The organism is Sporosarcina gallistercoris, assembly GCF_050459885.1.
GTDB lineage: Bacteria > Bacillota > Bacilli > Bacillales_A > Planococcaceae > Sporosarcina > Sporosarcina gallistercoris_A.
This window is the reverse complement of record NZ_JBCMNO010000015.1, coordinates 24,107-38,439: the sequence shown is the minus strand read 5'-3', so window position 1 is coordinate 38,439 and position 14,333 is coordinate 24,107. Positions and strand designations below refer to the sequence as shown.

The 14,333-nt window shown below is 45.5% G+C and carries 14 protein-coding genes and 1 other annotated feature; of the genes, 5 read left to right on the top strand and 9 right to left on the bottom strand.

The window, feature by feature from the left end; all coding sequences use genetic code 11:
- Positions 1 to 251 precede the first annotated feature (251 nt).
- Complete coding sequence (gene spxA, locus ABE021_RS09925; RefSeq protein ID WP_025786060.1) at positions 252 to 650, bottom strand: transcriptional regulator SpxA; 399 nt, start codon at positions 648 to 650, stop codon at positions 252 to 254.
- Between the two features lie 443 nt (positions 651 to 1,093).
- Positions 1,094 to 1,313: a binding site (T-box leader), on the top strand.
- A gap of 52 nt (positions 1,314 to 1,365) precedes the next feature.
- Between spxA and trpS the strand changes: the two genes are divergently transcribed.
- Positions 1,366 to 2,352 (top strand): tryptophan--tRNA ligase, encoded by a 987-nt coding sequence (gene trpS / locus ABE021_RS09920; RefSeq protein ID WP_430288410.1) that lies wholly within the window; start codon positions 1,366 to 1,368, stop codon positions 2,350 to 2,352.
- Between the two features lie 301 nt (positions 2,353 to 2,653).
- Here the strand turns inward: trpS and fabF are convergent, their stop codons facing one another.
- Positions 2,654 to 3,892, bottom strand: a complete 1,239-nt coding sequence (gene fabF, locus ABE021_RS09915) for a beta-ketoacyl-ACP synthase II (RefSeq protein ID WP_430288408.1) — start codon at positions 3,890 to 3,892, stop codon at positions 2,654 to 2,656.
- Between the two features lie 79 nt (positions 3,893 to 3,971).
- Positions 3,972 to 4,904: a beta-ketoacyl-ACP synthase III gene (locus ABE021_RS09910; RefSeq protein ID WP_430288406.1), complete on the bottom strand. Its 933-nt coding sequence runs from the start codon at positions 4,902 to 4,904 to the stop codon at positions 3,972 to 3,974.
- A gap of 187 nt (positions 4,905 to 5,091) precedes the next feature.
- Here ABE021_RS09910 and ABE021_RS09905 point away from each other — a divergent pair, with 187 nt between their 5' ends.
- Entirely contained in the window at positions 5,092 to 5,277 is a 186-nt protein-coding gene (locus ABE021_RS09905; protein ID WP_430288405.1) for a DUF2929 family protein, read from the top strand.
- A 101-nt stretch (positions 5,278 to 5,378) separates the two neighbouring features.
- Positions 5,379 to 5,582 carry a hypothetical protein gene (locus ABE021_RS09900; protein WP_430288403.1) on the top strand — a complete coding sequence of 68 codons (204 nt, stop codon included), beginning with the start codon at positions 5,379 to 5,381 and terminating at the stop codon, positions 5,580 to 5,582.
- A 70-nt stretch (positions 5,583 to 5,652) separates the two neighbouring features.
- Here ABE021_RS09900 and ABE021_RS09895 read toward each other — a convergent pair whose 3' ends face one another.
- The 3 genes from ABE021_RS09895 to ABE021_RS09885 all read right to left on the bottom strand — a co-directional run bounded on the left by ABE021_RS09895 (position 5,653) and on the right by ABE021_RS09885 (position 9,111).
- Positions 5,653 to 7,794 carry an ATP-dependent Clp protease ATP-binding subunit gene (locus tag ABE021_RS09895; RefSeq protein WP_430288402.1) on the bottom strand — a complete coding sequence of 714 codons (2,142 nt, stop codon included), beginning with the start codon at positions 7,792 to 7,794 and terminating at the stop codon, positions 5,653 to 5,655.
- Between the two features lie 185 nt (positions 7,795 to 7,979).
- Positions 7,980 to 8,288 (bottom strand): metal-sulfur cluster assembly factor, encoded by a 309-nt coding sequence (locus ABE021_RS09890; RefSeq protein WP_430288401.1) that lies wholly within the window; start codon positions 8,286 to 8,288, stop codon positions 7,980 to 7,982.
- Positions 8,289 to 8,340: 52 nt separating this feature from the next.
- Positions 8,341 to 9,111 (bottom strand): prolyl oligopeptidase family serine peptidase, encoded by a 771-nt coding sequence (locus ABE021_RS09885; RefSeq protein ID WP_430288400.1) that lies wholly within the window; start codon positions 9,109 to 9,111, stop codon positions 8,341 to 8,343.
- 136 nt (positions 9,112 to 9,247) lie between these two features.
- Between ABE021_RS09885 and ABE021_RS09880 the strand changes: the two genes are divergently transcribed.
- Both ABE021_RS09880 and ABE021_RS09875 read left to right on the top strand, forming a co-directional pair.
- Entirely contained in the window at positions 9,248 to 10,063 is an 816-nt protein-coding gene (locus ABE021_RS09880; RefSeq protein ID WP_430288399.1) for a Cof-type HAD-IIB family hydrolase, read from the top strand.
- Positions 10,064 to 10,081: 18 nt separating this feature from the next.
- Positions 10,082 to 10,930, top strand: a complete 849-nt coding sequence (locus ABE021_RS09875) for a DegV family protein (protein ID WP_430288397.1) — start codon at positions 10,082 to 10,084, stop codon at positions 10,928 to 10,930.
- A 90-nt stretch (positions 10,931 to 11,020) separates the two neighbouring features.
- On the opposite strand, the gene ABE021_RS09870 is transcribed toward ABE021_RS09875, so the two are convergent.
- The 3 genes from ABE021_RS09870 to ABE021_RS09860 all read right to left on the bottom strand — a co-directional run bounded on the left by ABE021_RS09870 (position 11,021) and on the right by ABE021_RS09860 (position 14,319).
- Positions 11,021 to 12,469 (bottom strand): alpha-amylase family glycosyl hydrolase, encoded by a 1,449-nt coding sequence (locus tag ABE021_RS09870; protein WP_430288395.1) that lies wholly within the window; start codon positions 12,467 to 12,469, stop codon positions 11,021 to 11,023.
- 502 nt (positions 12,470 to 12,971) lie between these two features.
- Entirely contained in the window at positions 12,972 to 13,343 is a 372-nt protein-coding gene (locus ABE021_RS09865; RefSeq protein WP_430288393.1) for a YisL family protein, read from the bottom strand.
- A 76-nt stretch (positions 13,344 to 13,419) separates the two neighbouring features.
- Positions 13,420 to 14,319 carry a fumarylacetoacetate hydrolase family protein gene (locus tag ABE021_RS09860; RefSeq protein ID WP_430288391.1) on the bottom strand — a complete coding sequence of 300 codons (900 nt, stop codon included), beginning with the start codon at positions 14,317 to 14,319 and terminating at the stop codon, positions 13,420 to 13,422.
- Between the last annotated feature and the right edge of the window lie 14 nt (positions 14,320 to 14,333).

Genomic DNA, 14,333 nt, shown 5'->3' with positions numbered 1-14,333 from the left:
CATACTGTCCAACTTCTTTTTTCGTTCCCGCGATGCTTCTTCTACTATATGTTCAAATCATCAGTAACGAAAGGGTTTTGCCTCAAAGCTTGCAGACAAAATTTTTTTTGTGAAAATATCCCCTGCCAGCCCCAAGTTACTGAGTAGAATCCATCCAATGCACCGTGCACGGAAACTAGGAGAATGGAAAAAGCTGATAGGTTTACGGCATTCACCATGAGATCCCCTATCAGCTTATTTATAAGTATTCGTTAGTTTACCATGCGACGTGCTTCTAATAACTGATAGGCTCTAACTTTCCTAGGCAAGAAGCGGCGTATTTCATCTTCATTATAACCTACCTGGAGACGTTTTTCATCTAAGATGATCGGTCTTCTTAAGAGTCCCGGATGTTCTTGGATCAATTCATATAATCGTTGCAGCGGCAAGCTCTCTACATCGACATTCAATTTTTGGAAGATCTTAGAGCGAGTAGAAATGATTTCATCAGTTCCATCTTCAGTCATTCGAAGAATCTGCTTGATTTCATCAATATTTAAAGGTTCAGAGAAAATGTTGCGCTCCTCGTAAGGAATTTCATGTTCCTCTAACCATGCTTTCGCTTTACGACATGATGTACAGCTTGGTGATGTAAATAATGTAACGCCCATTTGCTGACACTCCCTTTCAATCGGCTTCATATAATGGTGACTACTTTTTTACATTAGAATTATTTTAAATAAAACTTCATATTGACTATTATACACACATTTGTTCTCAATGAACACACTTTTTAAAAATTATTTCCTGTGAACATCATGTTTGTAACAATTCCGCAATAAACAACATTTCTCAACACAAGTAATTATATAATTAATATTGTTATTCCCTTTTCAAAATGAGATTAAACATCAAATTTTTGCAATTTGCATTATCAATTACAAAATCGAAGTGAAAATGTGTTTCTTGTTTACTAGTACGTTTCAAACCCCAAAAGGTTCCAAAAGATACAAAGTTTCTTTATGACTATTTCAAGTATTCCCCAAAAAACTGGTTTGAAACCGAATAGAACTTGCATTTCATGAATAGACATACTATAATTACTCCAATTATAATAACGGCTAAGAAGGAACAAGTACTTTTAATGCAGCTTCTTAAGAGAGCCTGTGGATGGTGTGAACAGGTGGAGCGGTTAAGAGGAATGGACTCCTGAGCTCGGTTGAATGAGTAGAAAACCACTACTTTTCCGCTGCGTACCCCCGCGTTAAGGGTTTTGAGCGGCCTTCGGGCAATTCGGGTGGCACCGCGGTTCCTACACATCGACCGTCCCTATATATAGGGATGTGTCGGTGTTTTTTTGTGTTTGAATTGAAGGAGGAAGCGTCTATGACAACTATTTTTTCAGGTGTACAGCCGACAGGCATTATTACGTTAGGGAATTATATCGGGGCTTTCAGGCAATTCATCGAGCTTCAAAATGAGGCGGACTGTATTTTCTGTATTGTGGATCAGCATGCCATTACAGTTCAGCAAGACCCCGATGAACTGAAACAAGCGATTCGTTCACTTGCAGCAACGTATATCGCAAGTGGAATCGATCCGGAGAAATCGGTATTATTCATCCAATCGGAAGTGCCTGCACACGCACAAGCGGGATGGATTATGCAATGCACGTCTTCGATAGGCGAACTCGAGCGCATGACACAGTTCAAAGATAAATCGGATGGGCAGGAGGGTGTTTCAGCTGGTCTGCTCACCTACCCTCCACTTATGGCAGCTGACATTCTCCTTTACAACACAGACGTCGTCCCGGTTGGAGAAGATCAGAAACAGCATTTGGAATTGACCCGTGACTTAGCGGAGCGCTTCAACCGCCGGTATGCAGAGGTGCTGACGATTCCGGAAGTGCGCATACCAAAAGTCGGCGCGCGCATTAAGTCGCTGCAGGATCCTTTAAAGAAGATGAGTAAATCGGATCCGAATCAGAAGTCAACGATTTTCTTAATGGATACGCCGAAACAAATCGAAAAGAAGATAAAAAGTGCTGTGACAGATTCCGAAGGAGTTGTCCGTTTCGATATCGAGAATAAGCCGGGCGTTTCGAACTTACTGATTATCGAATCGGCTCTTACAGGTATTCCTGTGGATAACCTGGTTACTAAGTATGAGGGGCAGGGATATGGTGCGTTTAAAGCGGGCGTTGCAGAAAGCGTCATTCAACACCTCGCGCCAATCCAAGAAACCTATCATGAACTGATGGAGTCCGACCAATTGGATGACATCTTGGATGCAGGCGCTCGTAAAGCAAATGCAATTGCCACCCAGACCCTTACGAAAATGGAAGCCGCGATGGGACTCGGACGTAGACGGTAAGCAGAAGAAGGAGAACGGCTCCGACAAACAGCGCAAAGTCTGCTGAATGCAGGATGAAAAGCCCCACAGTCCGTATATTGAATCCCATGGATGTGTAATTCAGATACGTAACCATCGTTGTACAGGTCGTCACAATGAGGCCATAGCTGAGTAGAAAGAAGAACAGTCGCGTCATGACATCGATCCTTTTTTAGTTTTGTCCTACTATATGAAAGCTGGCTGCGTTTTAAGACTGGCTTTCCCGACATAAAAAAGAGCTGCTCCGGAAATCTCCGGGCAGCTCTTTTTTGACTGGATTGGATTAGATCTTCTTAAAAATAAGGGATGCGTTGTGACCGCCGAATCCAAGTGAGTTGCTCATTGCATACGTGATGTCCGCTTTCCGGGGACCGTCTGTAATGTAGTCGAGATCACACTCCGGATCTGGATTTTCATAATTCGTAGTCGGTGGCAAGACCCCTTCTTGCAGCGCTTTCGCAGTGAAGATGGCTTCCAGACCACCTGCTGCTCCGAGCAAGTGTCCTGTCATCGACTTCGTTGAACTGATCGCAAGTTCGTACGCGTGCTCACCGAATACGGTTTTCGCTGCCATCGTTTCAAATAAGTCGTTGTATGCGGTACTTGTACCGTGGGCGTTAATATATCCGATTTCTGATGGAGCGATTTCCGCCTGTTGAATCGCTTGCTGCATCGCTCGAACCGCGCCTTCGCCTTCAGGAGCAGGGGCGGTAATGTGGTGTGCGTCCCCTGTTGACCCATACCCTACCACTTCCGCATAGATTTTAGCCCCGCGCTGAATCGCATGCTCGTATTCTTCCAACACCAGAATTCCCGCACCCTCACCAATAACAAATCCATCGCGTTCTTTATCGAACGGCCGTGAAGCTGTATTTGGATCCGGATTTAGTGAAAGTGCTGTATTTGCACAGAATCCAGCAACTGACATCGTTGTGATCGGAGCCTCTGCTCCCCCTGTGATCATGACATCAGCATCCCCTCGAAGAATGACTTCAAAAGCATCTCCAATCGAATTAGTACCTGATGCACAAGCTGTTACCGTACAAGAGTTAATGCCCTTCGCGCCAAAGTATATGGATACTTGACCTGACGCCATATCAGGAATCATCATCGGAACGAAAAAGGGACTGACTCGGCGATATCCTTTTTCTTGGAATGTAAGGAACTGTTTTTCGTGCGTTTCCATTCCGCCGATCCCTGAGCCGATCCAGACGCCTGTACGGAGTCCGGTCTCTTCATCCAACTCTTCAAGACCTGCATCTTTCATCGCCATGATGGAAGCCGCCATTGCATAATGTGTGAAACGGTCCATTTTACGAGCTTCTTTTTTAGGCAAGTACTCTTCAATGTCAAAGTCTTTTACTTCCGCAGCTACTTTCACTGGGAATAACTCGGTATCTAAACGTGTCAACGGCCCGATGCCTGACTTGCGGTCAAGAACAGACTGCCATGATTCCTCCGCCGTATTTCCTACCGGGGAAACAGCCCCGACTCCGGTTATGACTACGCGTCGTTTTTCCATAAGTTGAACTCTCCTTCGTTTCATAGATAGCATAGTTGCTTCCATCTGTATAGTTTAGTGAAAATATAACACGGATTACTTACTTGCCCCAGCGCATACAAATGCCGCCCCAAGTAAGTCCGCCGCCGAAACCGACAAGTACAAGGATGTCATCATCTTTTACGCGGCCTTCTTCGATGTCATCATATAACGAAATGGGGATCGAAGCTGCCGATGTGTTACCGTATTTATGCACGGATTTCGACATCTTTTCAGGAGGGAGTCCCAGTCGTTCACGAGAAGCCTCCATGATCCGGATATTTGCTTGGTGAGGGATCAGGAAATCCACGTCCTCTTTCGAGAGGCCCGCTTTCTCAATGACATTCACTGCCGACTCACCCATTTGGCGCACCGCAAATTTGAATACTTCGCGCCCATTCATTTTCAAGTAACGATCCTGATAAAGATGCTCACCGCCTGTTCCATCCGCACCCAGTTCGAATGAGAGAATCCCGCGATCTCCGCTCACATTACCGACGATTCCCGCCCCGGCGCCATCTCCGAACAAGACAGCCGTGTTCCGGTCTTTCCAATCTGTGATCTTAGATAGTTTTTCGACTCCGACCACTAGAACATACTCGTGTGTACCTGCTTCCACGAAATGTTTCGCAGTGACTACACCATACATGAAACCTGCACATGCAGCGGAAATATCCATCGCTGCTGCATTCTTTGCACCAAGACGCGCTTGGAGCATCGTGGCTACTGAAGGAAACGGCTGATCAGGCGTCACTGTTGCAACCAAGATCATACCGATTTGTTCCGGCTGGATGCCTGCTTTTTCAATTGCTTCTTTAGCAGCTGCATAAGCCATATCTGATGTATCTGTACTATTATCTGCAATTCGGCGTTCTTCAATTCCTGTGCGTGTACGAATCCATTCGTCTGATGTATCCATTCTTTTTTCAAGATCTGCGTTTGTCAGTACGTGATCAGGGACATACTTGCCAATACTTAGAAGTCCTACACCCATTGCTCATACCCCGTTCCTTGTTATCTATTGTTAGTACCTGGTATCAATAATAGAGGAGTTCATGATTTTTTTCAACAATGGAGACACGAAACCGTCAAACTCTTTTACGGGCGGTGGAAATTAAGTTTCGAAACGGGCGTCGCTATGATATGATGAAAGGTGAAAAAGTAATCTAGAGGTGATTTCGATGAAGTTCGTCATGACATTCTTTTGGTCATTCCTATTGGTATCCATGCTCAACTATGTAGCTGGCGCCATTGCGAACGTACCAACGTTTGAATTTACAACAGGAATCATTGTCTCACTCGTATTGTCTGTGATGATATTCGCAATTACAGCGATTATTCCGGATGAGCCAGTAGCAGAGCATTGATTCTTCTAGCAGTGAATGGGAAACTTCCCTTTCACTGTTTTTTTGTGCAGAAAGGTATGATTAGAGAGGATATTGGCTTTACGAGCGGATAGATTGGTGGTTTGCTTCATGGAACGGGCGGGTTGCTCGCAGGAATGAGCGGGTTGAGCCTCGGAATGAGCGGGTTGGACCCTGAAACGAGCGGGTTTGGCCCCGGAACGGGCGGGTTGCTCGCAGGAACGAGCGGGTTGGACCCTGGAATGAGCGGGTTTGGCCCCGAAACGAGCGGGTTGATTCACTCTGAATGGTATGCGTTGCGTGGGTAGAACAGATGCGTTCATTCCCATAAAAACAAGCCGCTTTTCGCATAACACGAAAAGCGGCTTGAACTGTCCATTATAACGTATCCACAACCAAAGCTCCATCTTCCATACGAAGGTGCAAACGCTGGCCTTCAGCTAGATCACCTTTGATGACTTCTTTAGCGACCGCGGTTTCTACGTAGCGCTGGATGAACCGTTTCAGTGGGCGTGCGCCGAAATCCGCATCCGTCCCTTCTGCGACGACCCAATCGAGTACGGTTTCTTCATACGTCAACGGAATGTCCTGACCGTCCAATCTGCGCACGAGATCATCCAACATCTTACGGGCGATTTCAACGAATGCGTTACCTGATAACGAATGGAATATGATAATGTCGTCCATCCGGTTCAGCAGCTCCGGTTTAAAGTGGTTGCGTAACTCTGTCATCACCAAGTCCTCTGCTGCATGTTCTTCCGACTCGAACTGGCCGCTCATTAAATACTGCGAACCAATATTGGATGTCATGATGACCACTGTATTCGTAAAACTCACGAGACGTCCTTGGCTATCCGTAATCCGGCCATCATCCAATATTTGCAAGAGAATGTTCGAGACATCGGGATGAGCCTTCTCGATTTCATCCAGCAAAACAACCGAATACGGATTGCGGCGTACTGCTTCTGTCAACTGACCGCCCTCTTCATATCCGATATATCCCGGAGGTGCACCCACAAGGCGAGATACGCTGTGTTTCTCCATATACTCCGACATATCGATGCGGATGAAATGATCCACAGAGTCGAACAATGTCCCTGCAAGTGTTTTTGCAAGCTCCGTTTTCCCAACACCTGTCGGCCCTAGGAATAGGAATGACCCAATCGGCTTCTCGGGATCTTTAATACCGGAGCGGGCCCGCCATACAGCTTCTGTCACAAGTTGAACGGCATTATCTTGACCGATGACTCGCTCTTTCAGCGTATCTCCCAATCGTAATAATTTCTCCCGTTCGCCTTCCATCAGCTTCGTCACTGGAATACCTGTCCACCGTGCCACAATCATCGCAATTTCGTCTTCTGTCACTTCTTCGCGAATCAAACGGTTCTCTGCGCCGCCCTTGAACTGCTCTTCCAGATCATGCAGTTGGTGTTCCAGTGATGGGATTTTACCATGACGCAATTCTGCGGCTTTGTTCAAGTCGAATTTGTTTTCAGCATCTTCCAATTCACGACGATAGCGATCTAACTTCTCGCGTACATCTTGGACTTCCTGAAGCTTTTTCTTTTCATTCTCCCATTGCTCACGCATCCCTGAAGAAGAATCTTTCAGTTCATTCAATTCCTCACGAAGAGCAGCCAGGCGATTTTTACTGATCGGATCCTTCTCTTTCGTCAAAGCTTGTTCTTCAATTTCAAGCTGCAAAATACGTCGCGTCACTTGGTCGAGCTCTTGAGGCATCGAATCGATTTCCGTACGGATCATCGCACTGGCCTCATCCATCAGGTCGATCGCTTTGTCCGGCATGAAACGCTCTGTCAAATAACGGTCGGACAATGTTGCCGAAGCAACGAGAGCCCGGTCATGGATGCGTACTCCATGGTGCAGTTCAAAACGTTCTTTCAAACCGCGTAAAATCGAAATGGTATCTTCTACAGAGGGTTCGCGTACCATCACTTGCTGGAAACGCCGCTCCAGCGCTGGGTCTTTCTCGATATACATACGGTATTCGTCCAATGTTGTCGCACCGATACAATACAACTCGCCCCGCGCAAGCATCGGTTTCAACATGTTCCCTGCATCCATCGCACCTTCCGTCTTCCCTGCTCCTACAATTGTATGGATTTCATCGATGAATAAAATGATTTCTCCATGACTATCCTTCACTTGTTTCAAGACCGCTTTCAGCCGTTCTTCGAACTCGCCGCGGTATTTCGCCCCTGCAATCAAAGAACTCATGTCGAGTTCGTGAATTTGACGGTCTTTCAATCCTTCCGGTACGTCTCCTTTTACAATCCGTTGTGCCAGTCCTTCAACGATTGCTGTCTTACCGACACCCGGTTCACCAATCAGAACCGGATTGTTTTTCGTTTTTCTGGATAAAATACGGATAACATTCCGGATCTCTTCATCCCGGCCAATCACCGGATCCATTTTGCCATTCTTCACATCTTCTACTAGGTTGCGTCCAAATTGTTCTAAAGGGGAACGCTGATCCTCTTGCACGCCATCCATTCTCATGAATCATCACCTCATATATAGTAATTAGTTTATTTGACTTTGACTATCTTTGACTAATACCAGTATACCTCGCCTTTTATCGTCTGTAAAGTGAGATGCTTTGGGTTCATCCGTTGGTTTTTCCTAATTAAAACAGTAAAAAATCCATCCAGTGAAACTCACCGGACGGATTCATTATTACTTATTTATCGGACACCAAGCGCCATTTTTGCATAACGCGACATGTTGTCACGTGACCAAGGCGGATTCCAGACGATGTCGACTTCCACATCTTTCACTTCAGGAAGTTCCATCAGTTCTTGCTTCACATTCGCAACAATTTGCGGTCCCATCGGACAACCGATTGATGTAAGTGTCATCGTGACTTTCCCGATTCCGCCTTCAAGCAATTCTGCATCGTAGACAAGACCGAGATTGACGATATCTACACCAAGCTCGGGGTCAATCACGTTTTCAAGTGCGCCCATCATGCTTTCTTTCATTTCATCAGCCATTAGAATTCCCCTTTCCATTTCGTTTCGTTGTACCCATCATAGCAAAATGCGTTCAACCATTCAAATGGTGGGCAAGGAAGTCCACTGCACGCAACATTCCCGGTCTGGATACTGCGTGACCTGCATGCTCGTCCACCATGAATTCAAAGTCGTCCGGGTGTCCGACATAGTCCTCTTTGACGGCATTATAGAAATGATGTGTCGGTTCGAATGGTACCATCGTATCGTTCATGCCATGCCAGAAAAAGACTGGCCGGTTGTTCAAACATTCCGGATGACGGGTCAAGTCAAACATATCGAGCGTGTTCAATAGCTTATGGACGTCTTCGTCTTTCATCGGAAGTTTGAATCCTTTGTTTTCAAATTGTTTCATTTGGCCTTTTGCAAGTTTCACGAATCCCGGAGTTCCCATCATGACCGCTGCATTTTGGATCCACGGATAGGCTGCCAGGCATCCAAGAGTGGTAATCCCTCCCATGGACGTTCCGGAAAAAGCAATTCGATCAGATTCCAACAACCCTTTTTCTTTCAAATGCTGATGCAACACCCCGGCTTCTTCAATGGAAGTCAAGACGATTTCCCAGAACCGCAAGCTAAGCTGAACCTCATCAAGTGACTCGGACCGGACCCCGTGAAGATGCGCTTCAGGCAATAACACACGAATGCCTTTTTTCGCGAGATTAAATGCGTAGTGTAAGTTGTGTTCTTTTGCGCTTGTAAATCCATGGAAGAAGATGACGACCGGCATCTCAGATGATTCCTGTTGTTCATCTACAATATGCAATAAAGGGATTGTGCCCCATTTTTCTTCTCTAATATTCAACCGCGACACCTCGTTTTTTGTTTAATTGAGCATACCAATGTTTTTCTAAAAAAACAAAAGTTGCGCACGTGTCATTTCTTTTTGACTTGCATGCAACTGAAAGGATACACTTAAATGAGGAAGGAGGCGTTTTGCCATGAAACCTCATTTAATTGCCCTCGATTTAGACGGAACGTTATTGAATGATAAAAAAGTGATCTCGGAAAAAACGCTCAATACACTGAAACAAGCTGAATCGGAAGGCCATCAAATCATGATTGCAACAGGACGTCCCTATCGCTCGAGTGAAGTCTATTACCGTCAGCTGGGACTGAAAACGCCGATTGTTAACTTCAACGGAGCGTTCGTCCATCACCCTACTGATCGGACATGGAAAACTGTTCATGAAACGATTGACTTGAGTGTAGCTAAGGACGTAATCGATGCCATGCAAGATTTTGACTTGAAAAATATTGTGGCGGAAGTAATGGATGACGTCTATCTGCATTATCACGACGAAAAGTTACTCGACATCTTCAGCAGCGGCAGTTCAAAAATCCAAGAAGGCGACATTCGTCAATACCTTCAGGTGAATCCGACCAGTCTTCTGATCCAAGGCGGTGAAGGGATGGCAGATCCGATCCGCAAGCATTTGGAAGAAGTTCACGCCGAAGTCATTGAGCATAGACGCTGGGGAGCGCCTTGGGAAATCGTCGAAGTCATCCGTCACGGACTCAACAAAGCGGTTGGAATTTCCAAAGTTTCGGAGTGGATTGGTATACCACAAGAACGAATTATTGCGTTCGGGGATGAAGACAATGATTTGGAAATGATCGACTATGCGGGGATTGGCGTTGCAATGGGGAACGGGATTGACCAACTGAAGTCGATTGCGAATGAAGTGACCTTGACGAATAATGAAGACGGCATTGCCATAATGTTGCAAGAACGACTGAACTTAAAAACTTCATAAAGGGATGGGAGGATTCTCATGAAAATTTTCGTAGATAGTGGTTGCGACTTACCCAAATCCTATTTAGATGAAAAGGATGTGACGTTGCTTCCTTTGACTGTGCTGCTGGAGGGAAAAGAATATCAGGATATTGTGGATATCGACTCCATCGAAGTATTTCAAGCGATTCGTGCCGGCAAACAACCAAAGACGTCTCAAGTTTCCCCGGATCGTGTACTCGCTTTGTGGAAAGAATTCGCCGAGACTGGGGAAGATGGAATCTATATTGCGTTTTCTTCCGAGTTGTCGGGTACATATCAGACCTCTGTCATGATGCGGGACCAAGTGAAAGAAGGCAATCCACGCATGAACTTGATTGTCGTGGATACACGATGTGCGTCACTCGGCTGTGGATTAGTTGTCCAGGAAGCGGTCCGCTTACGGGATGCTGGAGAAGATGTGCGGACGATTGAACGCAAAATACGTAAAATGGCAGGAAACATGGAGCACTTGTTCACAGTGGAAGATCTCGACTACCTGGCAAAAGGCGGCCGTGTCTCGAAAGCAAGCGCATTTTTCGGCGGACTGTTGAACATCAAGCCATTGCTTCACGTAGAGAGCGGTCGATTGGTGCCCATTGAGAAGCACCGCGGCCGTAAAAAAGTGTTCCGTAGAATATTGGAACTTATGGAAGAGCGCGGAGATACGGTTTCTGAGCAAGTGATTGCAATCAGTCATGGCGACGACGAAGCCGGGGCGATCGAGCTGCGTGACTTGATCGAAGAAAAATTCCATCCAAAGGAAATCCAGATCCATATGATCGGTTCTGTAATCGGCTCACACGCAGGACCTGGGACCCTCGCCGTATTTTTCCTCAATAAACTATAAAAGCAGCTCAGTCGTCTTCGCTTTCAGACGACTGAGCTGCTTTTTCATTTTTTTCAAATAGAAGAAACTCTTATATGCTCTTTTTCCTTGTTAGTTCTTTGCTGCTTTTCGTTCTTGACGTGCTTTCCGGCCTTTTCTCCAAACGGCCCATAGGAAGCTCAAGAACAGGACATACACCATAATCGATGCAATCAGATAAGGGATATTGAACCCTTTGTCTTCTTTCACCAAATAGATTTCCGCCATTTCCCGGTCTAGAACAACATGGTATTTGTCGTCTTCGGTTTCAACGATCTGGTCTCTATCCAACAATCCACGCAATCGTTTCTCACTTCCGATTTCATCCGGGTTCAGTTCATAACTTTGTGTTTCAGAAGTATTGTTGATAGCAATGATCCACGATTCCTCATTGTCATATATTTTGTATACCAAATATCCATCTTTGTTGTGCAGCATTTTAAATTTCCCATTACGCAGCGTCTCAGATTGGTTGCGAAGTAAATTCAGATTTCCGATAAGTTCTTTCAATTCCATGTCTGTTTTGAAGTTGAACAGAGGATGGCTTTCTGGTGCTTCTTTCCCGTTAACAGCAATTTCAGTACCATACGGCATGATTGGAGTGCCAGGTAACGTAAATAATGCCGTGACAGCTAGTTTCCAACGCGTCGGTGGAAACATTCTCTGTTCCACGATGTCATAAGTGAAACGAGGACCCGTCAACTGATCGAATTGAATCAAGTCATCGGAATGTTTCGTTGCAAACTGATCCATCGGAGATGAATCAGGATTGACCCGAACGAAGGATTGACGAAGTGCTTCTATCGTAGAATCGTTCGGCTGTGCATCCACTTCCGCGTCTGTCTCTTCGTCAGACAAGACATACAAGTCAGGTGAACTCTTCTTTAGCGCTCCCACAAATCGGTCAAGTACTTGTTTCGAATACCCTTCTGTCTTCGTCAGACGGATTCCATCCAACTCATATGTTTTTACGAAGTTGATCATCGCCTCTTCAAGGTTGTGCTGGACATCGGCATCGTCCGTTTTCCAATCAATCGTGTGCCCTTCTCCTTGCGTATGTGGAAGTTTACTGGCCCATACATGATCTTCACTAACCCCTGATAACGGGAAGTCCGCGATGACGCGTACATCTTTATCATGTAATTCCTTAAGCATCGACTTGAAGTCTTCCTCTGTTCCAAAATGCTCGTCGAATTTCGTGTAATCCAGCACTTCGTTGCCATCATATGTAGCGGTCTTGAAAACAGGCCCGATGGATACAGCTGTGAAGCCCATATCTAAAATGTGTTGCAGCCGAAGGGAAATCCCAGAGAAATCCCCCCCGTTAAATGCGGAAGGATCTTGAGCATCCGTGTTTGCATCGTTTCGCCCGTCCCCATTATTGAACCGGTCAACCAATAGATCGTATATACTTTCGTCCTTCAAGGTCCGCTCCGCCTTTGCAGAAACCAAACCGGGTAGTGCTGTTGTTCCCAGCAAAAAAACCATCATGATGATGCTAAGTAATCGTTTGACGTTCACTAAAAAAGCCTCCTTCTATCATAAATCCGCGGAAGCGGCGACCACTCATGGGGCCCATGCCGTTCCCTCTTGATTTGTGATCATCCTCCGCGCTTTTCCGCTCATAACTCCCGATTTGTGATCATAAACCCGCGCTTTCCGCTCATAACTCCCGATTTGTGATCATAACTCGCGCTTTCCGCTCATAAATCCCGATTTCTGATCATAACTCATCACTTAATACTACCAAACCACACCTAGCGTCGCCATGGTTTCTGAAGAAAACTAAAACCCGCATACAAAAATAAGTCAATCCTGTGAAAATGGCATAGCAAAACCCGCTGAAATAATTTCAGCGGGTTCCTGATTTCATTCTAACTCATCACTATCTTCTAACGATTGCATCCTCCGGGAAGTCACAACTACTGAGAGTGCGAAGAGGATCATGATGCCAAAAACGGCTAGCAGCACCGTCCATCCAACCATCCGAATCCCTCCTTAGTTGTGTATCCAGTGGATTGAATTAGAAGAGTTTTAATCCAAATGGTAAGTGGAAACCAAGTGCTACTGTAGCCAACACTGATACGGCAAACAAAATCCAAAATAGTTGCGCAGATTTGTTTTTCGCCTGACGAGCAAATACCATTTCCATCATACCAATTGTAACAATACCAAGGATGAACTTAATCCCGTACAATGCAGCGTCACCACTCATAAATTTGATGAACAATGCTAATCCAGTAATAATGATCAAGATGTAGAATACTCGTACTACCATCTTCATGATTTTACGGACTTTTGAGTCAAGTGGTTGTGTCGCTGCAATTAAGAACACAATTATTCCAACAACCCATGAGAAGATGTGTAAGTGTGTCGAGCTTGTTAAAAAATCCATTTAATTCACCTCATTCAATTTTCATGTTCATGCCTCATCTTACCATATAAGCAGGATGAGGCAAAATAAGGGACCTTTACTCGAAATAGTTCACGAGTGTACCGATTCCTTCAACAGATACTTTCACTGTGTCTCCTGCTTTCAAATAGCTGGGTGGATTCATCGCTTTTCCTACACCGGCTGGAGTGCCTGTCAAAATGACATCCCCCGGTTCAAGCGTGACAAACTTGGAAAGCTCCGAAATGATTTCATCTATTGGAATGATCATGGAACCGGTATTCCCATTTTGACGTACCTCATCATTCACTTTTGTGACGATAGACAAATTGTGCGGATTCGGGATTTCATCTTTCGTCACAATGTAAGGTCCAAGCGGGCAGCTTCCATCAAGCGACTTTCCAAGGAAGAATTGCTTGCGCTCCGCCTGCAAATCACGTGCAGTCAGGTCATTTGCAATCGTATAACCGAAAACCGTATCATACGCCATCTGTTTCGGAATGTTGCGACCGCCCTTTCCGATGACAACCGCAAGTTCGCCTTCATAATCCAGCTGATTTGTCACGGCTTCATGGACAGACAACTTCTGTTCGTCCGCTGCAATCGCAGTGTGTGCTTTCGTGAAGATCATCATTTTTTCAGGAGCCCCTTCGCCACCCATCTCAGATGCATGATCGGCATAGTTTTTACCGACACACAGGACGTTTTTAGGTGTACGTGGAATTGGAGATAACCATTCGATCGCCTCATAGGAATACTTGAAAGTATCCACTTCTTCATGCGCGCGTGCTTGTTCACAGAGAGCACGGATTTTTTCTACAAAATCCATACCGCCTGCTACGCCATCCGCAATCGACGTCGGGAAGTTCTGCATTCCAACTGCCTCTGCAATTTTCTGTACATCCCATACCGCTTCCTCTTTTTTCACTTTAGGTCCGAATAATGTCTTCCCGTCATACTTGAACGAAAGTAGTTTCATTGAGCTGTCCATCC